The organism is Hydrogenimonas cancrithermarum, assembly GCF_030296055.1.
In the GTDB taxonomy this organism is placed as follows: Bacteria; Campylobacterota; Campylobacteria; order Campylobacterales; family Hydrogenimonadaceae; genus Hydrogenimonas; species Hydrogenimonas cancrithermarum.
On the sequence record NZ_AP027370.1, the window covers coordinates 2,222,729 to 2,241,470 of the forward strand.

Genomic DNA, 18,742 nt, shown 5'->3' on the forward strand with positions numbered 1-18,742 from the left:
CCGTGAGAAGACGCCGACGCAAAAGTGCCCATGCTTTCCCTCTCGAGCACGACAGTGAAGAACTCACCCGTGTCCGGCTTATCGTATGCCATATCATCAAAAGCTTCAATCTGGCATCCAGACTGGTCTACAACAACGGTTTCGCGAAAGATTCCGTTGCGCAACTTCTTGGCCTGAGCCACCTCGAAGATCGATGCTACGACGACAGGGATGGCGTCATCGTCGCTGTGAAACAGCGCTGCGACGAGATCGTGAAAAAGGGTCCGCATATCTTTTATCCAAAGATTCTCGAACGTAATGTCGAAAAGATCAGGGAGATCATCGAACTGAACGATATCGAAGCGGATATTCTCAAATTTTCCGTCTTGCTGCACGATTCCCAGGATCTCGAAGATCTCGAGGACCTGCTCGATACGATGAACAGCTCCCGCCTCGTGAGGGTACTGGCCACGATTCTCGGCCATCCTTTGGGCCGGATCAGGGAGGCTTTTTCCCCAAAAGCCATCTTGCACCGTTCGGGACTCGTGACGATCGATCGTAACGGGGCCAGAAATTTAAAAGGCAAGCTCGACCTGCTTTCCACAAGTTTCGCCGACATGATGATGAACTACGAAGGCGGCGACATTTACGAACTTTTCAAAGAGGCGGTGCGTCTTTGCGAGCCCGGCACGTTGCATCTGAGCGATTACAGCTACATGCAAAAAGAGATCGATACCATTCTGCCCTACCTCCGCCATGCCGTTCGCAACCGGTTGCGGGGTACCAATATTCTTCTCTACGGCCCTCCGGGTACCGGAAAGACGGAACTCGCCAAAGCGATCGCCCATGAACTGTCGCTGCAGCTGTTCGAAGTGAGTTACGCCGACGACGATGACGAGCCGATCAGCGGACGGCAGCGCATCAACGCCTTTAAAAGTGCGCAGTATCTCTTCGGCAAAAAGCCGGTGCTGCTCATGTTCGACGAGATGGAGGATATATCCGAAGAGGAGCTCCCTTTTTTTCTGTTCGGCAAAAAACCGAGACAGGAAAACAAAGGGTGGATGAACCGGATGCTGGAGAGATCCATGGTGCCCACCCTCTGGATCACGAACAGTGTCGGTTCCATCGACAATGCCACGATTCGCCGTTTCGATATGATTGTCGAAATGCCCATTCCTCCGAAATCGAAACGTGCGGAGATTGTTCGGGCCAATTTTGGCGACAGACTCGAACCGGGTGTCGTCGAAACCATCGCCGAACACCCTCACGTCGCCCCAGCCATCCTCACACGTGCCGCCAAAGTGGTCGAACGTGTCGGTTTCGACCGTGAAACGGCGCAAAAGAGTGCGACGATGCTCATCTCCGCCACGCTCAAAGCGCAAGGTTTCAACGCGCTTGGCAAACCCGGAAGTTTCAATGAAAACGACTATGACCCCACGCTCGTCAATACGAAAGAGGAGCTGAGCGCCATCGCGGAAGGCATACTCCGGCACCAAAACGCCAGACTATGCCTCTACGGCCCTCCCGGTACGGGAAAGAGCGCATTCGGCAGGTGGATCGCCAAACGGCTCGACGCACCGCTTCTGGTCAAAAAAGGGAGCGATCTGCTCAGCATGTTTGTCGGTGGCACCGAGAAAAACATTGCCGCCGCGTTCGAAGAGGCCGAACGCGAAAATGCCGTGCTGCTCTTCGACGAGGTCGACGGCTTTTTGCAGGACAGAAGAGAGGCGCAGCGAAGCTGGGAAATCACACAGGTCAACGAACTGTTGACACAGATGGAAAGTTTCGAGGGGGTTTTCATCGCCACCACCAACCTGATGGGAAATCTCGACCAGGCATCGCTCAGACGCTTCGATCTGAAGCTGCGTTTCGGCTACCTGCGCCCTACCCAGGCAGCGGCGATGTTCCAGCGTACCTGTTTACAGATTGGCCTGAAAGCCGATACGAACGAAAGCATCGTTTCGGTCAAAAGCCTGAAGAACCTCACGCCCGGCGATTTCGCCGCCGTCATGCGGCAGCACCGGTTCCGCCCCATCGAAACGGCTTGGGATTTTGTCGAACGGTTGGCGGAGGAGTGCGCGGTGAAAGAAGAAGCACAAAGCGGCACGATGGGGTTTTTGGTATGAAAAAAGAAAACAGGAGTATGATATGTACGATGATATAGCAAGAGCCAGAGAGATCGTAAAGGAGGCCGATGCCGTACTGATAACGGCCGGTGCGGGCATGGGCGTAGACAGCGGATTGCCGGACTTCAGGGGCAAAGAGGGGTTCTGGAAAGCGTATCCGCCTGTCAGAAAACTGGGATTGAGTTTTTCCGAAATGGCATCTCCCCACTGGTTCGAGACCGACTCGCAGTTTGCATGGGCGTTCTACGGCCATCGTCTGCATCTTTACAGAGATACGACGCCCCACGAGGGGTTTGAAATACTGCTCGACCTGGTCAACCGGAAAGAGGGTGATTATTTCATCTATACCTCCAATGTCGATGGGCAGTTCCAAAAAGCCGGGTTCGACGAAAAGAAGATTGTGGAGATTCATGGTTCGATCCACCATCTGCAGTGTGCCCGAAACTGCCGGGGGCGTATCTGGCCGGCCGAGGGTATTGACGTAGAGGTCGACATGACACGGTTCGAAGCGCTGAATATCCCCCTTTGCCCCGACTGCGGTGGCGTGGCCCGGCCGAATATCCTGATGTTCGGCGACTGGTACTGGAAAAGCAGGCGTACCAATAGGCAGGAGATGCGTTACAATGTATGGTTTAAAAATGTTTTGAAAAATTCGAAAAAACTGGTCATCATCGAGATCGGAGCGGGAACGAAAATCGCGACGATTAGAAGTTTCGGCAATGCCTTGGCCAAAAACTACATGAAAGCGACGCTGATCCGTATCAATCCTGTAGAAAATGAAGTGGATGACGAGAACGGTGTCGGGCTTCGGATGGGCGGGTTGGAAGGACTGATGAGATTGAAAGGCAATAAATGAGACAGGAAGAGCGGGATAGAAGAGTTTATGAACTGGCATACAGGTTTCTATTGGAATTTGATCAAGTCAATGAAGAGAGATTGGAGAAGTATTTAAATTCTTCCGATGTTGAAGTCAAGAATATCAATGATGTTTTTCACAGGCTACTCGATTCCTTGCAAAATGCGAATATGAAAGCGAATGTTATTGGAAAATCAATAGACCGCTCTGATGGTATAGAGAAACTTAAGCAGTTTTTGCCTTCACTCCATTCACTTGATCAGTATAAAAACAGCGATGAATTGCTTGATGCTATTTTTATGAACTTAAATCCCAAATCAAAAATGAATGTGGAAGAACATAAAAGGAATTCCAAATCTCTCTGGAATAGATATGCAAGATCTCTTTTTTCCGCTAAAGATTTTCTTTTGCAATTTAAAGATTTGGATGATTTCAAAAAATGGGTGGATTTTTTTGATAGTGACGAAAGATCGAGAGCTGCTTTGCCGCTTATTTTGTCAAAAGAAATATACGGTCTTGGCTTTGCATTGGCATGTGATTTTTTGAAAGAGATTGGATATTTGGACTTCGGAAAACCGGATATCCATATTAAAAAGATTTTTGTTGAAACAGGCTTATCGACTACACAAGATGATTATAAAGTTTTGAAAGATATTGCTCGAGTGGCAAAGCATGTCGACAAAACTGCTTACCATGTAGATAAAGTGTTTTGGTTGATTGGAAGTGGCAATTTTTATGAAGATGAAATTAGCATCGGCAGACAAAGAGAAAAATTTATTGAATATGTGCATGAGAATTTAAGCAAATTAAATGAAGGATGAAATTTGAACACAAGAGAAAAAGAATTGGATTTTGATGGCTTTGATCGGTATTGTAAAAATGTAGCTATTCCCACAACATCAATATCACACTATAAGTCTTATCTTCGGGATGGTTTGAATGTTCTATTGCAAACTGAACGATACAGCAATCGAAATGTGGAAGAAGTTCTTGATGATTTTCTTAAACATAAACAGAATGATGCCAATTTTTTAAAAGAGGAATTTGAAAAGATTAGAAATCAAAACGATAAGTATAAAAATAAAACAGATCTTTATTCTGGCTTCACAGCTGCACTGAAAAAATATCGGGATTTTTTGGAAAAAAAATATCCAATGTCGAAAGAGGAACTTGAAAAAAAATATGACACAATAATTCAAAGTCTAATCTCTGGTCCTATAATTTTAAAGACAGTAACAGGGGCAAAATTTAAACTCAAAGCAAATTCAAACAAATCTTTTTATGTGTCTGCATTGAACGGCGAAACCGATATGTCTGTTTCCAAAGAAAAATTAATGAGAGTTTTATATGAGAATGAAGCTTACACTTATACATCATATGAACCTGTCATCATTCAATATTTATTTGGATTGATTGAACCTGAAAAAGAAGGAATAAAAAACATGATCGAAGAGCCTTCCAATAAGTCTTATCCATTAAAAAATATAATTTTCTATGGACCTCCAGGCACTGGTAAAACGTATCATACGATTAATAAAGCTTTAGAGATTATTTACAATTGTGATTGTGATAAAGAAGGATTGGATAAGTACATAGACGAAGATCAAAATATAGATAGTGAAATTAAACGTCTTAAAAATAAAAGAGAAAAATATAAAAAAGTTTTTGAATACTATAAAGCACAAGGTCAAATAAAGTTTGTAACGTTCCATCAAAGTTATGGATATGAAGAATTCATAGAAGGATTAAAAGCTAAAACTGTGAATAAACAGATTGAATATAAAGTTGAAGATGGAATTTTTAAGAAACTTTGCAAAAAAGCATCTTTGAAAGCTGAAATAGAACAGAATATTGAACTTGATGATCCTAACCAAACTGTTTGGAAAATGTCATTAGGTGAAGCTGGAACGGAAAAAGCAAAACAGATTAGAGAATACTGTTTTGAAAATAACATAATAGCTTTGGGTTTTTGTGTTTCAAATATCAAGTTTGAAGGTAAAAATAGTTCTGAAATTTTAGAAGAAATGAAAAAAATTAATAAAAATTGTAAAGAAGAAGATGCAAATAAAACTTCAAGATTTATCAATGAACTGAAAGAGAACGATATTGTGCTGATTGCCGGTGATGATTTAAAAACAATCACTGGAATTGCAAAAGTTAAACATACATATAATGTGTTATCCAATAATTGTCCAGATTTTATGAAAGGTTATGAACAATTCAGAGAAGTTGAATGGTTGGCAAAAAATATCGATTTAAAAGTTGATGATTTGCTATACGAAGGTAAGCAACGGTTAGGCAGAGGGACTTTAATTAAAAATAACACTATTGACATTAAAAAGTTATTTAATGCTGAAAAAAACTATGTCCTCATCATCGACGAAATCAACCGCGGTAACATATCCAAAATCTTCGGTGAACTTATTACACTGATTGAAGAGGACAAACGGCTCGGCGCCGACGAAGCGATGAAGGTAGCCTTGCCGTACAGCGGTGATCACAGTGAACCGTTCGGGGTGCCTTCGAACCTTTACATCATCGGGACGATGAACACGGCGGACAGAAGCATTGCATTGATGGATACGGCGCTGCGGCGCCGGTTCGTTTTTGAGGAGATGATGCCCTATCCAGAACTTCTCGGCAAGATAGAAGTTGCAAAAGATAAAGATAGAGAAATGATCGATCTGAAAGAGATGTTGAAAACGATCAACGACCGGATCGAATACCTGTACGACCGGGACCATACCATCGGCCATGCCTATTTCATGGGATTGGAAAAAGTACGGGATGAAAAACGGTTCGATGAACTCGGGCAAGTTTTCAAAAACCGAATTATCCCGCTGTTGCAGGAGTATTTCTACGACGACTGGGAGAAGATAAGGCTGATGCTGGGCGATAATCAGAAAGATGAGGATTTTCGGTTCATTCAGGTTTCAAAAGAGAAAAATGCGAAGGATCTGTTTGGCAACATCGAGAGCGAGGGTTTTGATGGGATGATTAACGAAGAGAAGAAGATCTATACGCTCAATGAGAAGGCTTTCAAGAAATCGGAAAGTTATATCGGCATCTACGATCCCGAAAGAGCCAGAAAAACCGGTCAAACATCAGACAATGAAACCAAGCAACCTTAATCTCGTCGAGTACAAGGCGATCTACAGAAGTGACGTAAAAGAGCCAAAAAAAGAGGAGAACGGCAACATCGCCCTGCCGCCCAAACTTTTTGAAGCCCTCGAAAATTTCTATTTCGCCAACGCAGACGCCCAGCACTTTTTCCAGCCCGCTAAAGTCCATGGCAAAAAGGCGCTGCGGGCGAAAAACTATGTGGGGCTGGTCCAGTTTCACGACGGCACGACGATCGAGATTCTCCCCAAGATCGCCGATCTGGAAAACGATATCGAGGGAGCCAGGGAGATCCTTTTGCGCATGCTGCGCACGCTGAAAAAATCGCCGTTCCGGCATCTGGACAAAGCCCGGCTCAAAGCGACGCGCCTGCCGCTTTTTGAGATCTTTGTCTCGATGTTTCTCGAAGCGGTGGCCGATCTGGTGCGCCGGGGCATCAAAAGCGACTACATCAGCCGCGAAGAGAATCTCAAATACCTCAAAGGCAAACTCAAAATCGGCGAACACCTCAAACGCAACTTTATCCACAAAGAGCGCTTTTATGTCGCGTACGATGAGTTTTTGAGCGACAGGGTCGAAAACCGGCTCATCAAAACGACCCTGCAAACACTCTACAAACGCTCCCGATCGAGCGTCAATCAGCAGAGGATTCGGGAGTTTCTTTTCGTTTTCGACGATATTGGCACGAGCCACGACCACCGCAGCGATTTTAAAAAGGTGAAACTCGACCGGCAGATGGCCCACTACGAGCAAGTGCTGGCGTGGTGCCGCATCTTTCTGCTCGGGCAGAGTTTCGGCCCCTATCGCGGAAGGGATGTCGCCTTTGCGCTGCTTTTCGATATGAACAGGCTCTTTGAGAGTTATGTGGGAGCGTGGTTTAAAGTGGCGAAAGAATATACAGACAGGAAGATAGTCTTGCAGCACGGTATCCACCACCTGGTCTATCTGGAGAAGAAGGGAAGAGAAAAAGATGGAAAATTTCGTCTGAAACCCGATATCGTTATCGATGGGGGCGACATTGTCGCCGATACCAAATGGAAACTGCTCGATGAAGAGAACAAAAATCAGGGGGTATCGCAGGGCGATATGTACCAGCTTTTTGCCTACGGAAAAAAATATGAGGGGTGCAAAGAACTCCTTTTAATCTACCCCAAAAGCCACACAAAAGTAGAGGAGATGAGATATTTTTTTCAAGACGATTTGCCGTTGTCGGTCCGTTTTTTCGACGTAAAAGAAAACAGACTTTGCGATGGCGATGAAATACTTTGACAATGTTCTTAATGATAAGGGGATGGAGTTTGGATTTCAATTTCTCCAAGTGAATTGGAATCGAAAAGTTTGATTTATGACTTTTCAATCCGTTAAGCAGCTTCAGAATGGATTTGAACAACAAATTGAGGAAAGGTGAAGTGATGACCTATTGTCTTGAAGATAGAATAAAGAATACAGAGGTGTCTAACATTGAATTGCTTTTAAATAAGAACTTGACCATACCATCCTACCAGCGGCCTTATAGCTGGGAGGATGAACAGGTAACGCAACTTGTGGAAGACCTGATCGAGGCGTGGAAAGAAGAGAAAAAAATCTACCTTGTCGGTAACCTGATATTGCAAAAAAGCGAAAAAGAAAGCCCGAAGGAGGAGTCTTTGGAGATTGTGGATGGTCAGCAGCGTATCACGACATTTGCTCTGATAGAGTACGCCTTGACTGGAGAATTCAAAGCAAAATTCTTGACCCAAAGCCATTTTACGCCTCTCTCCACGGAAAAGATCAGACGCAACCACCATCTAATAAAAAACCGTTTGGAGAAATCGGATGTCAGCAAAAAAAAGTTCCAGGAGTTTTTTAAAAATAGAGTCTGTGTGACATGCACCTATGCCGATACTTTGGATGAAGCGTTTTTCTATTTCGATTCCCAAAATACACGAGGAAAACCTCTGGCGCGCAAGGATCTTCTGAAAGTGCATCATCTAAGAACCATGATGGATGAAAACGAAGAAGAAACGATAAAGGGCATTGTGAAAAATTGGGAACACGATGAGAAGGTAGAAGATCCAAAAGAGGTCAAGTATCTTGGCGATGATTTTTTGGAGTTTTTGTTCGAACAGTTGCTGGCTTTGGCGAGAAGATCGGTTCGTGGAGAGCTTGTAGAGGAGGATCTTACGTGGATGGATGTCTATCGAGAGTTTCGTTCAGAAGGGGGAGGTGACTTGCTCAATAATTACAACCAACCTCCACTGTTCGAACGCTATGAATACGATGTGCAAAGGGATGTCGTGAGCTACATGCCAAAAATCGCGCCCTTTGCAGGGCCGTACATGCTCAATGAGGGAAGAAAGTATCTTCCTTTCGAGGTCACACAGTCTATTCGTGGAGGGTTGTATTTTTTCCTGTATGCGTTCAAGTACTCCAAACAGTTGAAAAAACTAAGGGATGATCCTTGGTTTCGCTTGCTTGATGACGTGCCGGGAGCGGGAAATCATTACTTGCGAAAGGTTTACCGTGCTTCTTTGCTCTATTTTTACGATAAGTTCGGAAAAAGAGATTTTCAGGAATTTGCTGCTTTGTTCTTTTTGACATTGTCCTATTATCGTTTCAACAAAGGGAAACTTTACAAGCAAGGGGTGGTCAAATTCGAGTGGAACGATATGGATGGAGGAGAGGAGACAAAGCAGTGGGACCCTTTTAAAGTCATTTCGTTGAAATATGCGTCTGAACATGTCGTAGGCGATTTGAGAAACTATCTTATTTTTTATTGCGACCCGAAAAAATGGAAAAAAGATTCGGACTCCAAAACAAAGAACGACTTTTACGATGCATCGTCGAGGGAATCGATTGATGGGGCATTTTTGAAACAGATGGAACGCGAGATTTGGGGGGTATGACGTGACTGAGCAAAGTAAGAAGTTTCAAATTAACATCGAAACAATATGTTGGAAGGAAATAGAAAAGCTAAAAGGTGAGAAAAATCGGGAAGTTGTTTTTACAATTCCCGTATATCAACGGCGGTATGCATGGAAAAGTGAAGAGGTAATTCAGCTACTCAGCGACTTGGTATCATGGGAAAGTGACAATCCGTATTTCATTGGAAATATTGTGGTGGAAAAGAGGGATGATGGCGTATATGACATTATCGACGGTCAGCAGCGTTTGACGACACTCTACCTTGTCGCAGTCATGGCAAATAAGAAGACCTTTGAATTGAGTTACGAAGTAAGAGAGGGAGATAACGCTTTCTTGCAGGAGATTGGAAGAAGGTTTGATGCACGACATGTTGAGGAACTTACCCAAAAAAGCAAGGCGGATGGTGTTTTTAAAGCTAACATAGAAGCGATCGAGAGTTATATCTCGGAAAACAGGGTTGAGCTTGGAACTTTGCTTGAGAAGGTGAAGTTCGCCTTAACTATTCTCGATCGCGAAGAGGTCGACATCGCCAAATATTTCGAAGTGATGAACAGCCGGGGGAAGCAGCTGGAAAAACATCAGATCATCAAAGCCAATATACTGGATGGGCTTGAGGAAAAAGAGAGGGGTATTTATGCCAGAATATGGGACTATTGCTCTCGTATGGATAGCTATGTGGAAGAGTTTATCTACCGTTATATTAAAAGGGCATATGACAAAACTTCTGGGAATATGAAGCAGACGGAGAGCATGGAGAAAATCAGGAAGGGTCTGATTGACCTTGCGTTTGAACCAACTTATGAAAGAGCAGAAAAGTTGTTTCAAAAAGAAAATGGCGGAGATAATACAAATACAGCCAAGCTTTCCATTGAGAATATTTTATCAAAGAAAGACGTTTTGAGCTCTTCGGAAGAATCGTACGAGGGGGTTGAAAGGTACAGATCTTTTCTGAAGTTTGAATATTTTCTTCTTCATGTTTTGAAACTTTACTCCGAAGAAAAGGAGAGTATTGAAATTAACGACGCCAAGCTACTCGAGCAGTTTGAAAGATTCAAGTCTGCTGAGAAAAAAGAGAAAAAGGCTTTTATGAACGACTTGCTGGCCTATCGGATACTGTACGACTATTTTGTCGTAAAACGACAAATGGATGGTGATGAACCTTTTTTCGCGGTTTTAGAGACGGCAAACAAAGGATTGGGTATCGATAGAAAAGCAGCTGAAAAGGATCTGAAGATATCTCGGGCCATTATGAATATGCAACTGCTATTCAATTTCACGACAGATTTTTTCGCGCAAGACTGGATTTATACGGTATTGAAATGGATCAAAAGTTTGGAAAATGATGTTCTGAGCGAAAAATTTTATGATCGATATTTGGAGTTTTTGAAATCGCTTGACAAAAAGGCAGCTTTGACGAGGTTGCGAAAGGGAGATTTGAAAAAGATGTTCTATTCATATAATGGTCCTCCTGCAACAACGGATGGTGAAGATGCAAAACCGTGGAATTTAGATGAAGTGCTTAATAGAGGTACTTCTACGCCCCATTATTGGTTTTATAAACTCGATTATCTTCTCTGGGAGCAGGAACTCTTGGAATCTAAGTTTGAAAAAGGCGAGTACGAGCATCCTTTTAGTGAAGAGGAGAAGTTTAAATATGAAGAAATCAAAAAGAATTTTCGCTTATCCAGGCTTAATTCAATCGAACACATGAAGCCGCAAAGTAAAGCGAATGATTGGGGAGAGCGATGCAATGGCTGTAAAGCTAAGCGTAGTATAGACTGCTTCGGAAATTTGGCTTTGGTGACGCACCACCTGAACAGCTCGTTGCTTGACGATGAAGTTAATAAAAAATATACCATCCAGCGACAGCTCAACAGGGGAACGATAGAAAGTTTAAAAATGATCGATTTTTACAGCCGTATTCGAAATTCTCAAGAGATGACGATCGACCATTGCCGTGAGCATCATAAAGAGATGGTGGGAATTTTATGCAAATCATTAGGGGTAAACGGAGATAGATCATGTCCCGCCTGAAACTGACCCTCGACGCGCTCTTCCCCCTATCGTGGCGATGAAAAAGAACCGCCGTAGGGTGGAAGATTTCGGCTACCCAGGGAAAAAGCGCGAAGAGCTGGAGCGGATCCGGAACGTCTATGAAGAAAAAAGGTGGCGTTGGGGCTGGCGGACTAGGCAGATCTACTTGCCGAAGGGCTGAAACGACTGCGTTTAAAGGGGGCAGGTGATAGCTGATAACCTTAAGGTTTTTCCGCTACAAAATACCCGGATTTTGCTTTTCAAATGCGCGCCATGCTCCAGTGAGATAGCCCACATACATAGCTATCTGTATCGTCAATTTCAAAGATAGTTAAAATTCAAGCCCCTTTTTAAATCTTGATGTAGTTGTTGATAACGAACCAGGAAATATATTTTCGGATCATCAACTGGGATTAACCGCAAAAGGACGTTAGGATTTTTCGATAGTCGTAAGGGGAGGGGGTACGGATGGAAATCCATCTTAAATCATCTTCTCGCCGGATAGATACGCTTCGGTATCTTTCCGTATCATATCGTCCAGCCATTTCGGCTCCACAATATGGATATGCGGCATCCAGTATTTGACGATGGGAACGATCTCCATTTCATGGGTGATCTTTATGACTGCCTCTATGCTGCCGTCACTGTCCTCTCCCTCGATGGCTTGATTTTTGCAAATCGGCTTGACTCGAAAATATTTTGCGACTTCGGCATCGATGAAAAGCCTTACCTCGAACGGTTCCTTACCGGCATCGAACCATACGTTGATGGCGTTTTCAAGCTTCTCTTCCATTTCACTGGAAACGTCGAATGTCTCGTTCTGTACTGTAATATCCGAAATATTTCGCAGCAGGTATTTTTTAACGATATCGTTTCTCGCATCCATGGCGATAACGTACCAAAACCCTTCGAAATTCGCGATTTTGAGCGGTTTTATATCGATATCGTGTTTGTTTTCTTCCATCTTGTAGACGCATTGCAACAGACGCTTTTGCTTGATCGCCTTTTCAATTTTGGTAGCGACCGTCAGTTTGTCGCCGATATCTTCCATATCGAGTTTCGCGTAGAAGGGATTGGCGGCGGTGGCTTTGAGTTTTTTTAGAAGGTTGTGGGCTTTCGAGTAGAATGCATTTCCCTGTTTTTTGCTCAGTTCATCGAGAAGTTCGAGAACCGAAATCTCTTCCGGAGTGAAAGCCGTCTCGTTTTGCTCGGCCCATTTCAGCCCGAACCTGTCACCGTTTTTTCGTATCGGGAAACCGGCCATACGTTCGTTGACATCCCGCTGGATCGTGCGCAGATTCACGTCGAACTCGTCGGCTAGCTCTCTCATGGAGAGAATTTCGCCCGCATATAGCCTCGACAATATCACGGCGATGCGTTCATTACTTTTTGCATAGCGGCGTTCACGCTCCTTTTTGGTAGTATGGGAAGGTTTATGGCCGGGAAACGGTTTTTGCAAAATTTCATCCTTGAATTATGTTTGTCTAATTATAAACTTTTTATTCCGTTTTATTCTGTCAAATGCTGGAATCGGCAATTTTTCCATGAAAGTACTTGTTTTAGCAGATTCTATCGGATATCTTTGGACGATACAAGTGGCTGAAGGTTCGGATATGCGGTATTTTACGGATTTTTTGGACGCTGTCGGATGCAGGTTTGGTGGGCCAACCAGGACTCGAACCTGGGACCATCCGGTTATGAGCCGGATGCTCTAACCAACTGAGCTATTGGCCCGTGAGCACTAAAGAAAGGTGACTTTAGAGCCGGAATTATACAGGAAATTGAAGCGAAAAGCAATAAAGTTTTCCAAAATACCAAAGAGGACCATAAAGTTGATGAAGCTGCTTCCTCCATGGCTGAGCAGGGGTAGGGGAACGCCGACAACGGGTGCGAGGCCGATAGTCATGAGGATGTTGACGCTGGTGTAGACGAAAAGCAGAAAGGCGATACCGTAGGCTGTGACGCGAATGAAGTAGTCGGCGTGGGCGTGAATGCCCAGACTGAAGATGTGCAGGATCAAAAGCGCATAGAGGAAGATGAGTCCCGCCGCACCGACAAAACCGAAGCGTTCGACGAAATAGGCGAATATGAAGTCACTCGAGGCGATGGGTAGAAACTTCAGCTGGGTCTGTGTCGCTTCCTCTTTGGGTTTGCCCGTCATACCGCCCGAACCGATGGCGATGATCGACTGCTGAACGTGATAGCTCGGTTTTTCTGCCAGGAAATCATGGATGCGTTTTTTCTGATAGTCGTGCAGGTTACTGTAGAGAAAAGGTGCCGCAACAGCCAGCGTGATGGCGATGCCGGCCCAGATTTTCCAGTGAACGCCGACCAGAAAAAGAACGCCGTAGCCGATGATGAGAAGAACGAGGGCGGTACCGAGATCCGGCTCTTTGGCGATGAGCAGAAAGGGAAGCAGAATGTAGAACGAAAACTTCAGGAACTGTTTGAGCCGGTAACCGCCAGGTGGTGGTGGATTCTCCTGAATAAGGTGCCCCAGCATCAGGATAAAGGCGGGCTTGAATAGTTCGGAGGGCTGAATGGTCATGCCGATAAAAGGAAGTTGCAGCCAGCGCTGTGCACCCAGTTTCGTAACACCGAAAAGATCGACACTGATCAGCAATAGTATCGTCGACCAGTAGAAAAAGGGGATCAGCCACCGTAAAGATCGCCATGGAATGAGAAAAAAGATGAAAAACACTACGAAACCGAGCCCGATGTAAAAGAGTTCTTTGCGAAAAAGAGCAGGGCTTATCTCTTTTACGAGGGTCAAAGAGATGAGAATGAGCGGCAAAATAAAAAGAATAAGGAAAAAGTCGAAGTGTGTTAAAATGCGTCTGTCGAACATCAATGTATGTTTCATGGAAACCTGTCCAAATTTTTATCAAAAGAATTGTACCCAACGAATGAAAAAAGAGAGTTTAACAGCAGACCGGCAAGAGCGGCTCGACAAATTTTTGCATCGTCATATCGGCGGGTCACGGAACCAGATAGAGCATCTGATCAAGAGAGGGTTTGTAGAGGCTTCCGGAAAGCAGGTCACGAAAGCCGGTTACAAATTGAAGCCGGGCGAAAGCGTTTTCTATACGATACCGCAGGAACCGGTATACGAGGAAAAAACGGTCGGATTCGACGTTCCGGTCATTTACGAAGATGAAGATATATTGATTGTCAACAAACCGTCGGGGCTGGTCGTGCATCCTGCACCAAGCGTGAAAGAGGCGACACTGGTCGACTGGCTCAAAGCGAAAGGTGTGAACCTTTCGACGATCAGCGGCGAGGAGCGTCACGGTATCGTTCACCGCCTGGACAAAGAGACGAGCGGTGCGATGGTGGTTGCGAAGAACAATGCCGCCCATGAAAAGCTTTCGAGGCAATTGCAGAACAAAACGATGGGGCGTTACTATGTCGCGGTCATCGATTATCCTCTCAAAAGTTCGGGGATTGTCGAAGGGCCGATCGCCCGCAACCCCTCCAACCGTCTGAAGATGGGGATCGTCAATGGTGGGAAAGCGGCGAAAACAGAATTTCGGAAACTTCTGGAAAGTCCGAAGGAACGATACGAGCTGATCGCCGCCAAACTCTACACGGGGCGTACCCACCAGATCCGTGTCCATCTCACTTCGATCGGCCGTCACATCGCAGGTGACAGTTTATACGGTTTTAAGAGCCGGGGCGGTAAAATAGAACGCATTTTGCTGCATGCCTATATACTCTATCTTGACCATCCCGAAACGGGCGAACCGATGCAGTTTACAGCCCCGATACCGGTCGATATGAAAACAGCCTGTGAAAGTTTTTTTGAGAAGGAGAAATTAGATGAAATATTGGATCCGTGCGCTCTGCTTCGGCGCTTTGATGATGATTGCAAGCGGCTGCGCACCCAAGAGCCTGAGCCAGGAGGCTCCTAAAATCCTGCCCAACCTTCCGACGGTCGAATCGATCAAGACGCTCAGCAGCATGACGGCAGTGGGCTTCGAATGGAAAATGGTACCTTCATCGCAGATCGCTGGCTACAGGCTCTACCGTATGGAACCGAATGCAACACAGAAGAGACTCAAGCGTGTGGCACAAATCGACGACAGGTACAGTTCCCACTACGTCGATGTCAAATTGAAACCGGGTATAGAATACATCTATCAGATGTCAACGTTCAACGAAGAGGGATTCGAGTCGAAACAGTCCGAACCCGTACGCGTTCGAACCAAACCGATGGTCAAATCGGTCAGTTTCGTACGTGCCATCACCGATCTTCCAAAGCGGATCAAGCTGATCTGGCGCCCGCATCAGGATCTGCGAGTTACCGGCTATGTCGTCGAGCGTGCACGGGTCACGGAGCCGGATAAATGGAAAAAAATAGCGGAAGTCCCCAATCGCCTGAGTGCCGAATATATCGACAAAGATCTTGGAAACGGGGAAATCTATATCTACCGGGTCCGCGTCAAGCTCTGCAATGGGCTGACGTCCGGTCCGAGCACGGCCGTGAAGGCTATTACCAAGCCGCTTCCGAAGCCGCCGACGGATCTGAAAGCCACGTTTGACCTGCCTAGAAAGATCCATTTGGAGTGGCAGCCGAGCCCGACGCAGGATGTGGTTTACTACAAAGTCTACCGTAGCCCGTTCAATATGGGATTTTATAGCTACCGCGCCAAAACGGATAAAACCTTTTTTGACGATGTCGTCGACGATGATGGAAAAATATACTATTACAAAATTTCGGCGGTCGACAAAGACGGGTTGGAGAGCCCGATACCGGAAACGCCTGTCATGGGAAGCACGCTGGTCAAACCGAGTGCACCGACGATCACCGCTGCGAAAGTCGCTTTCAATCAGGCGATCATTCTTTGGGAGCCGGGTGATTCCCGTGCCGACAGATACGATGTCATCCGAACCGAATGGGAAGGCCTGACCAGGAAAAAGCGTGTCTTTAAAAATATCTACGGAACCAAGTTCGTCGACAAATTCATGAAACCCGGTGTCAAATATACCTACCGGGTTGTCGAAATCGACAAAAACGGGCTACGGTCGGAGCCCTCCGAGCCGGTTGAACTCTACATCGCGACGAAAGAGTAACGTAGTCGATGCCCCATATTCGTATAAAATCTTTCGACCTTTCGAAAATACCGTTTGAAAGGGAGGATGTCCGTTTCGAATGGTACGCCGAAAATCTCCAAAGTGCGGGGGAAGGGCTCGTGGGAGTGCGTGTTTCGAATATCCCTTTTTTACTGCAGGTAAAGCCCAAAGGTGATAGTGTTCTGCTCAAAGCGGAAAAGATATCCCGTCCTTCTCCAAATACATTGGTCAAAAAGGCACTTCATGCCTATATCGAAGAGGCGAGGCCGCAACTTCTCTACTCCAACATCGCCAATGTCGACCAGGCTGTGCTGAAAGAGCCGCTGCCCTGCCTCAAAGAGATCGCCACATTCGATGCATCATCTCTTCCTGAAAAACCGCTTTGGATCGAGATCGGTTTTGGAAGCGGACGGCATCTGCTTCATCAGGCACAAAAACATCCGGATGTCCATCTGATAGGACTCGAAATACACAGGCCATCCCTCGAACAGGTGATGCGCCGTATCGATCTCGAAAAGCTCGAGAATGTCTGGGTGATCGACTACGATGCAAGGCTCTTCATGGAGCTGCTGCCAAGTAATCGTGTCGAGCGGATTTTTGTCCATTTCCCCGTACCATGGGACAAGAAGCCGCATCGGCGTGTCATTTCCGAAAGCTTTCTCGAAGAGGCGTCGAGGGTTCTCTCACCCGGTGGAACGCTCGAACTCAGGACCGATAGCGAAAACTATTTTCGCTATGCGATGGAGGTTTTTACAAAACCCGAACAGGTCAGGCTCAGACTCGAAAAAAATCTCGAAGCAGCCGTCCGGAGCAAATATGAAGAGCGATGGCTGCGCATGGAAAAAAATATTTACGAGATTCATGTCGAGTCGCTCGAGAGATCGCCTGAACGAAGTGTCGAGATAGATTTCGGCTTTCCGGAGGGTGCCTCTATCTCGAAACTTTTCGAAAACCGGCCTCCGAAAGCTTTTCTGACGCCGGAGTGTTTCGTACATGTCGAACGCTTCTACGCCATCAACGAAGAGGATGGCCTCATCCGTGTCTCTTTGGGAAGTTTCGACAGGCCCGAGCACAAATTTATCCTGATACAGAACGGAAAAGCCTCCTACTACCCGCATCCGCCGGTTGCAACGCAGACCAACCGGAAGGCGCATGAAATCCTTCGGGAGTGGTTCCATGCCTAATGTGGTGGAGGCGCAGAGCGTCAAACTCGCCTATCCGCGCCACGAACCGGTGATAAAAGATGCCACGTTCACCGTTGAAACGGGAGAGTTCGTTTTCATTACCGGTGCAAGCGGCAGCGGAAAATCGACACTGCTCAAGTCGATGTACGGTGCCATGGAGATCGGCGGTGGGGGGATGTCCGTCGGAGGGATCGATATGCGCTCGATCTCGGGATCGAAGCTTTACAAACTGCGCAGACATATAGGCATCGTTTTTCAAGACTACAAGCTGATTAGGGAGTGGAGTGTCGAAAAGAATGTGATGCTGCCGCTTATCATCGCGGGATTTCCGAAAGATGTCTGCCGTGCCCAGGCCCAGAAACTTCTCGCCCATGTCAAGCTTTCGCACAAAGCGGACAAGTATCCTCTGGAACTCAGTGGCGGCGAGCAGCAGCGGGTCGCGATGGCGAGAGCGCTTGCCCACAACCCTTTTTTGATCTTGGCCGATGAGCCGACCGGCAATCTCGACGATTACTCCTCCCAGGTGGTGTGGGAACTGCTGGAACGGGCCAACGAGGAGCTCGAAACGACGATTCTGGTTGTAACCCATCACATTCCCGAAATGTTCAGTGCGGACTATCGGCATCTGATGATCGAAAACGGAGTTCTCTATGAAATCCGTTAGAAACCATCTCGCTCTCATTCTCCCTCTGTTTGCGATACTCTTCGCCGTCGAGTATCTGCTTGTTCTCGAGAGAGTCGTTCAGGCATACGAGAACCGTCTCAAAGAGCAGTACAGTGTCATCGTCGTGGCGGACAGAAGTGTGAAAAGCGATACGATCGGCCGGGTAAACGGTCTCATCGAAAATGTCGAGCCTGTCGATGCGGAAAAAGTGCTGATGCGAATTCGAAAGCAGGTGAGCAAGGAGAGTTTGGAGAAGCTTCAGGCGGTGATGCCGGCTTTCTATACGGTCAAATTGCGGCGCTACCCCGACAAGAAGAGCCTGGAGCGTTTGAAAAACGATCTGTTGTCGCTCGAAGGCGTCAAACGTGTAAAGGTGTTCGAAAAGGTTCACGACCCGCTCTATGCGATGCTCGCGTTCATGAAAAGCAATGTTCTCGTCTTCGCCATCCTTCTTGGAATAACCGGTTTCCTGCTCATAATAAAGCAGATGTATATATGGCAGCTCGAGCATAAAGAAAGAATGCAGATCATGGCACTTTTCGGTGCGCCTGTCTGGTTGCGAAGCGGCGTGCTCTTCCGGCTCGCCATCGTGGATGCGATCATCTCTTTGCTTCTTGCCGGTGCAATGACGCTCTATCTCATGACGAACAGTACCGTCAGATCGTTTCTTTATGAGATCGATATGCGAGTGGACAGTCTGGTAGGGTTCGACGATTTCGGCCTTCTCGCCGCCGTGGCACTGGGTATGGCACTTATGTGCGCCTTCTGGGTCGTCGTTCGTTTCAAAGAGGAGTCGTAACGG

14 protein-coding genes and 1 tRNA gene are annotated in these 18,742 nt (G+C 46.2%); 12 read left to right on the forward strand and 3 right to left on the reverse strand.

What is annotated here, in order from left to right:
- Window positions 1-2: 2 nt before the first annotated feature.
- From QUD54_RS11245 to QUD54_RS11275, 7 genes are all read left to right on the forward strand, one after another.
- Window positions 3-2,105 (forward strand): AAA family ATPase, encoded by a 2,103-nt coding sequence (locus QUD54_RS11245; RefSeq protein ID WP_286336823.1) that lies wholly within the window; start codon window positions 3-5, stop codon window positions 2,103-2,105.
- Window positions 2,106-2,127: 22 nt separating this feature from the next.
- The gene (locus QUD54_RS11250; RefSeq protein ID WP_286336824.1) at window positions 2,128-2,961 is read left to right on the forward strand and encodes an SIR2 family NAD-dependent protein deacylase; all 834 of its coding nucleotides are present in this window, start codon (window positions 2,128-2,130) and stop codon (window positions 2,959-2,961) included.
- Window positions 2,958-3,782 carry a hypothetical protein gene (locus QUD54_RS11255; RefSeq protein ID WP_286336825.1) on the forward strand — a complete coding sequence of 275 codons (825 nt, stop codon included), beginning with the start codon at window positions 2,958-2,960 and terminating at the stop codon, window positions 3,780-3,782. The genes QUD54_RS11250 and QUD54_RS11255 overlap by 4 nt, the downstream gene beginning before the upstream one ends.
- 3 nt (window positions 3,783-3,785) lie before the next feature.
- Window positions 3,786-6,092 (forward strand): AAA family ATPase, encoded by a 2,307-nt coding sequence (locus tag QUD54_RS11260; protein ID WP_286336826.1) that lies wholly within the window; start codon window positions 3,786-3,788, stop codon window positions 6,090-6,092.
- Window positions 6,073-7,350 carry an McrC family protein gene (locus QUD54_RS11265; RefSeq protein WP_286336827.1) on the forward strand — a complete coding sequence of 426 codons (1,278 nt, stop codon included), beginning with the start codon at window positions 6,073-6,075 and terminating at the stop codon, window positions 7,348-7,350. Before QUD54_RS11260 ends, QUD54_RS11265 begins: the two co-directional genes overlap by 20 nt.
- Before the next feature lie 143 nt (window positions 7,351-7,493).
- Entirely contained in the window at window positions 7,494-8,966 is a 1,473-nt protein-coding gene (locus QUD54_RS11270) for a DUF262 domain-containing protein (RefSeq protein WP_286336828.1), read from the forward strand.
- 1 nt (window position 8,967) lies between these two features.
- On the forward strand, window positions 8,968-11,019 hold the full coding sequence (locus QUD54_RS11275; protein WP_286336829.1) for a DUF262 domain-containing protein: 2,052 nt from the start codon (window positions 8,968-8,970) through the stop codon (window positions 11,017-11,019).
- Window positions 11,020-11,500: 481 nt separating this feature from the next.
- Here the strand turns inward: QUD54_RS11275 and QUD54_RS11280 are convergent, their stop codons facing one another.
- The 3 genes from QUD54_RS11280 to QUD54_RS11290 form a co-directional block, all read right to left on the reverse strand.
- Complete coding sequence (locus QUD54_RS11280; protein ID WP_286336830.1) at window positions 11,501-12,478, reverse strand: helix-turn-helix transcriptional regulator; 978 nt, start codon at window positions 12,476-12,478, stop codon at window positions 11,501-11,503.
- Between the two features lie 198 nt (window positions 12,479-12,676).
- Window positions 12,677-12,753 (reverse strand) — tRNA-Ile (locus QUD54_RS11285).
- A 7-nt stretch (window positions 12,754-12,760) separates the two neighbouring features.
- On the reverse strand, window positions 12,761-13,882 hold the full coding sequence (locus QUD54_RS11290) for an FtsW/RodA/SpoVE family cell cycle protein (RefSeq protein ID WP_286336831.1): 1,122 nt from the start codon (window positions 13,880-13,882) through the stop codon (window positions 12,761-12,763).
- A 43-nt stretch (window positions 13,883-13,925) separates the two neighbouring features.
- Here QUD54_RS11290 and QUD54_RS11295 point away from each other — a divergent pair, with 43 nt between their 5' ends.
- From QUD54_RS11295 to QUD54_RS11315, 5 genes are read left to right on the forward strand one after another with little or no spacing between them, the layout of a single operon-like run.
- Entirely contained in the window at window positions 13,926-14,930 is a 1,005-nt protein-coding gene (locus QUD54_RS11295) for an RluA family pseudouridine synthase (RefSeq protein ID WP_286336832.1), read from the forward strand.
- A complete protein-coding gene (locus QUD54_RS11300) occupies window positions 14,839-16,092 on the forward strand; it encodes a fibronectin type III domain-containing protein (RefSeq protein ID WP_286336833.1) in 1,254 nt (417 codons plus the stop codon). Before QUD54_RS11295 ends, QUD54_RS11300 begins: the two co-directional genes overlap by 92 nt.
- Before the next feature lie 8 nt (window positions 16,093-16,100).
- A complete protein-coding gene (gene trmB, locus QUD54_RS11305) occupies window positions 16,101-17,276 on the forward strand; it encodes a tRNA (guanosine(46)-N7)-methyltransferase TrmB (RefSeq protein WP_286336834.1) in 1,176 nt (391 codons plus the stop codon).
- On the forward strand, window positions 17,269-17,940 hold the full coding sequence (locus QUD54_RS11310; protein WP_286336835.1) for a cell division ATP-binding protein FtsE: 672 nt from the start codon (window positions 17,269-17,271) through the stop codon (window positions 17,938-17,940). Before trmB ends, QUD54_RS11310 begins: the two co-directional genes overlap by 8 nt.
- Window positions 17,927-18,739, forward strand: coding sequence for a cell division protein FtsX (locus QUD54_RS11315; protein ID WP_286336836.1), 813 nt, complete (start codon window positions 17,927-17,929; stop codon window positions 18,737-18,739). Before QUD54_RS11310 ends, QUD54_RS11315 begins: the two co-directional genes overlap by 14 nt.
- The last annotated feature ends 3 nt before the right edge of the window (window positions 18,740-18,742 follow it).

Bases quoted from the DNA above. Each gene is read 5' to 3' on its own strand.
- QUD54_RS11250 (WP_286336824.1), top strand. From the start codon at position 2,128: ATGTACGATGATATAGCAAGAGCCAGAGAGATCGTAAAGGAGGCCGAT.
- QUD54_RS11255 (WP_286336825.1), top strand. From the start codon at position 2,958: ATGAGACAGGAAGAGCGGGATAGAAGAGTTTATGAACTGGCATACAGG.
- QUD54_RS11265 (WP_286336827.1), top strand. From the start codon at position 6,073: ATGAAACCAAGCAACCTTAATCTCGTCGAGTACAAGGCGATCTACAGA.
- QUD54_RS11270 (WP_286336828.1), top strand. From the start codon at position 7,494: ATGACCTATTGTCTTGAAGATAGAATAAAGAATACAGAGGTGTCTAAC.
- QUD54_RS11290 (WP_286336831.1), bottom strand. From the start codon at position 13,882: ATGAAACATACATTGATGTTCGACAGACGCATTTTAACACACTTCGAC.
- QUD54_RS11295 (WP_286336832.1), top strand. From the start codon at position 13,926: ATGAAAAAAGAGAGTTTAACAGCAGACCGGCAAGAGCGGCTCGACAAA.
- QUD54_RS11300 (WP_286336833.1), top strand. From the start codon at position 14,839: ATGAAATATTGGATCCGTGCGCTCTGCTTCGGCGCTTTGATGATGATT.
- trmB (WP_286336834.1), top strand. From the start codon at position 16,101: ATGCCCCATATTCGTATAAAATCTTTCGACCTTTCGAAAATACCGTTT.
- QUD54_RS11310 (WP_286336835.1), top strand. From the start codon at position 17,269: ATGCCTAATGTGGTGGAGGCGCAGAGCGTCAAACTCGCCTATCCGCGC.
- QUD54_RS11315 (WP_286336836.1), top strand. From the start codon at position 17,927: ATGAAATCCGTTAGAAACCATCTCGCTCTCATTCTCCCTCTGTTTGCG.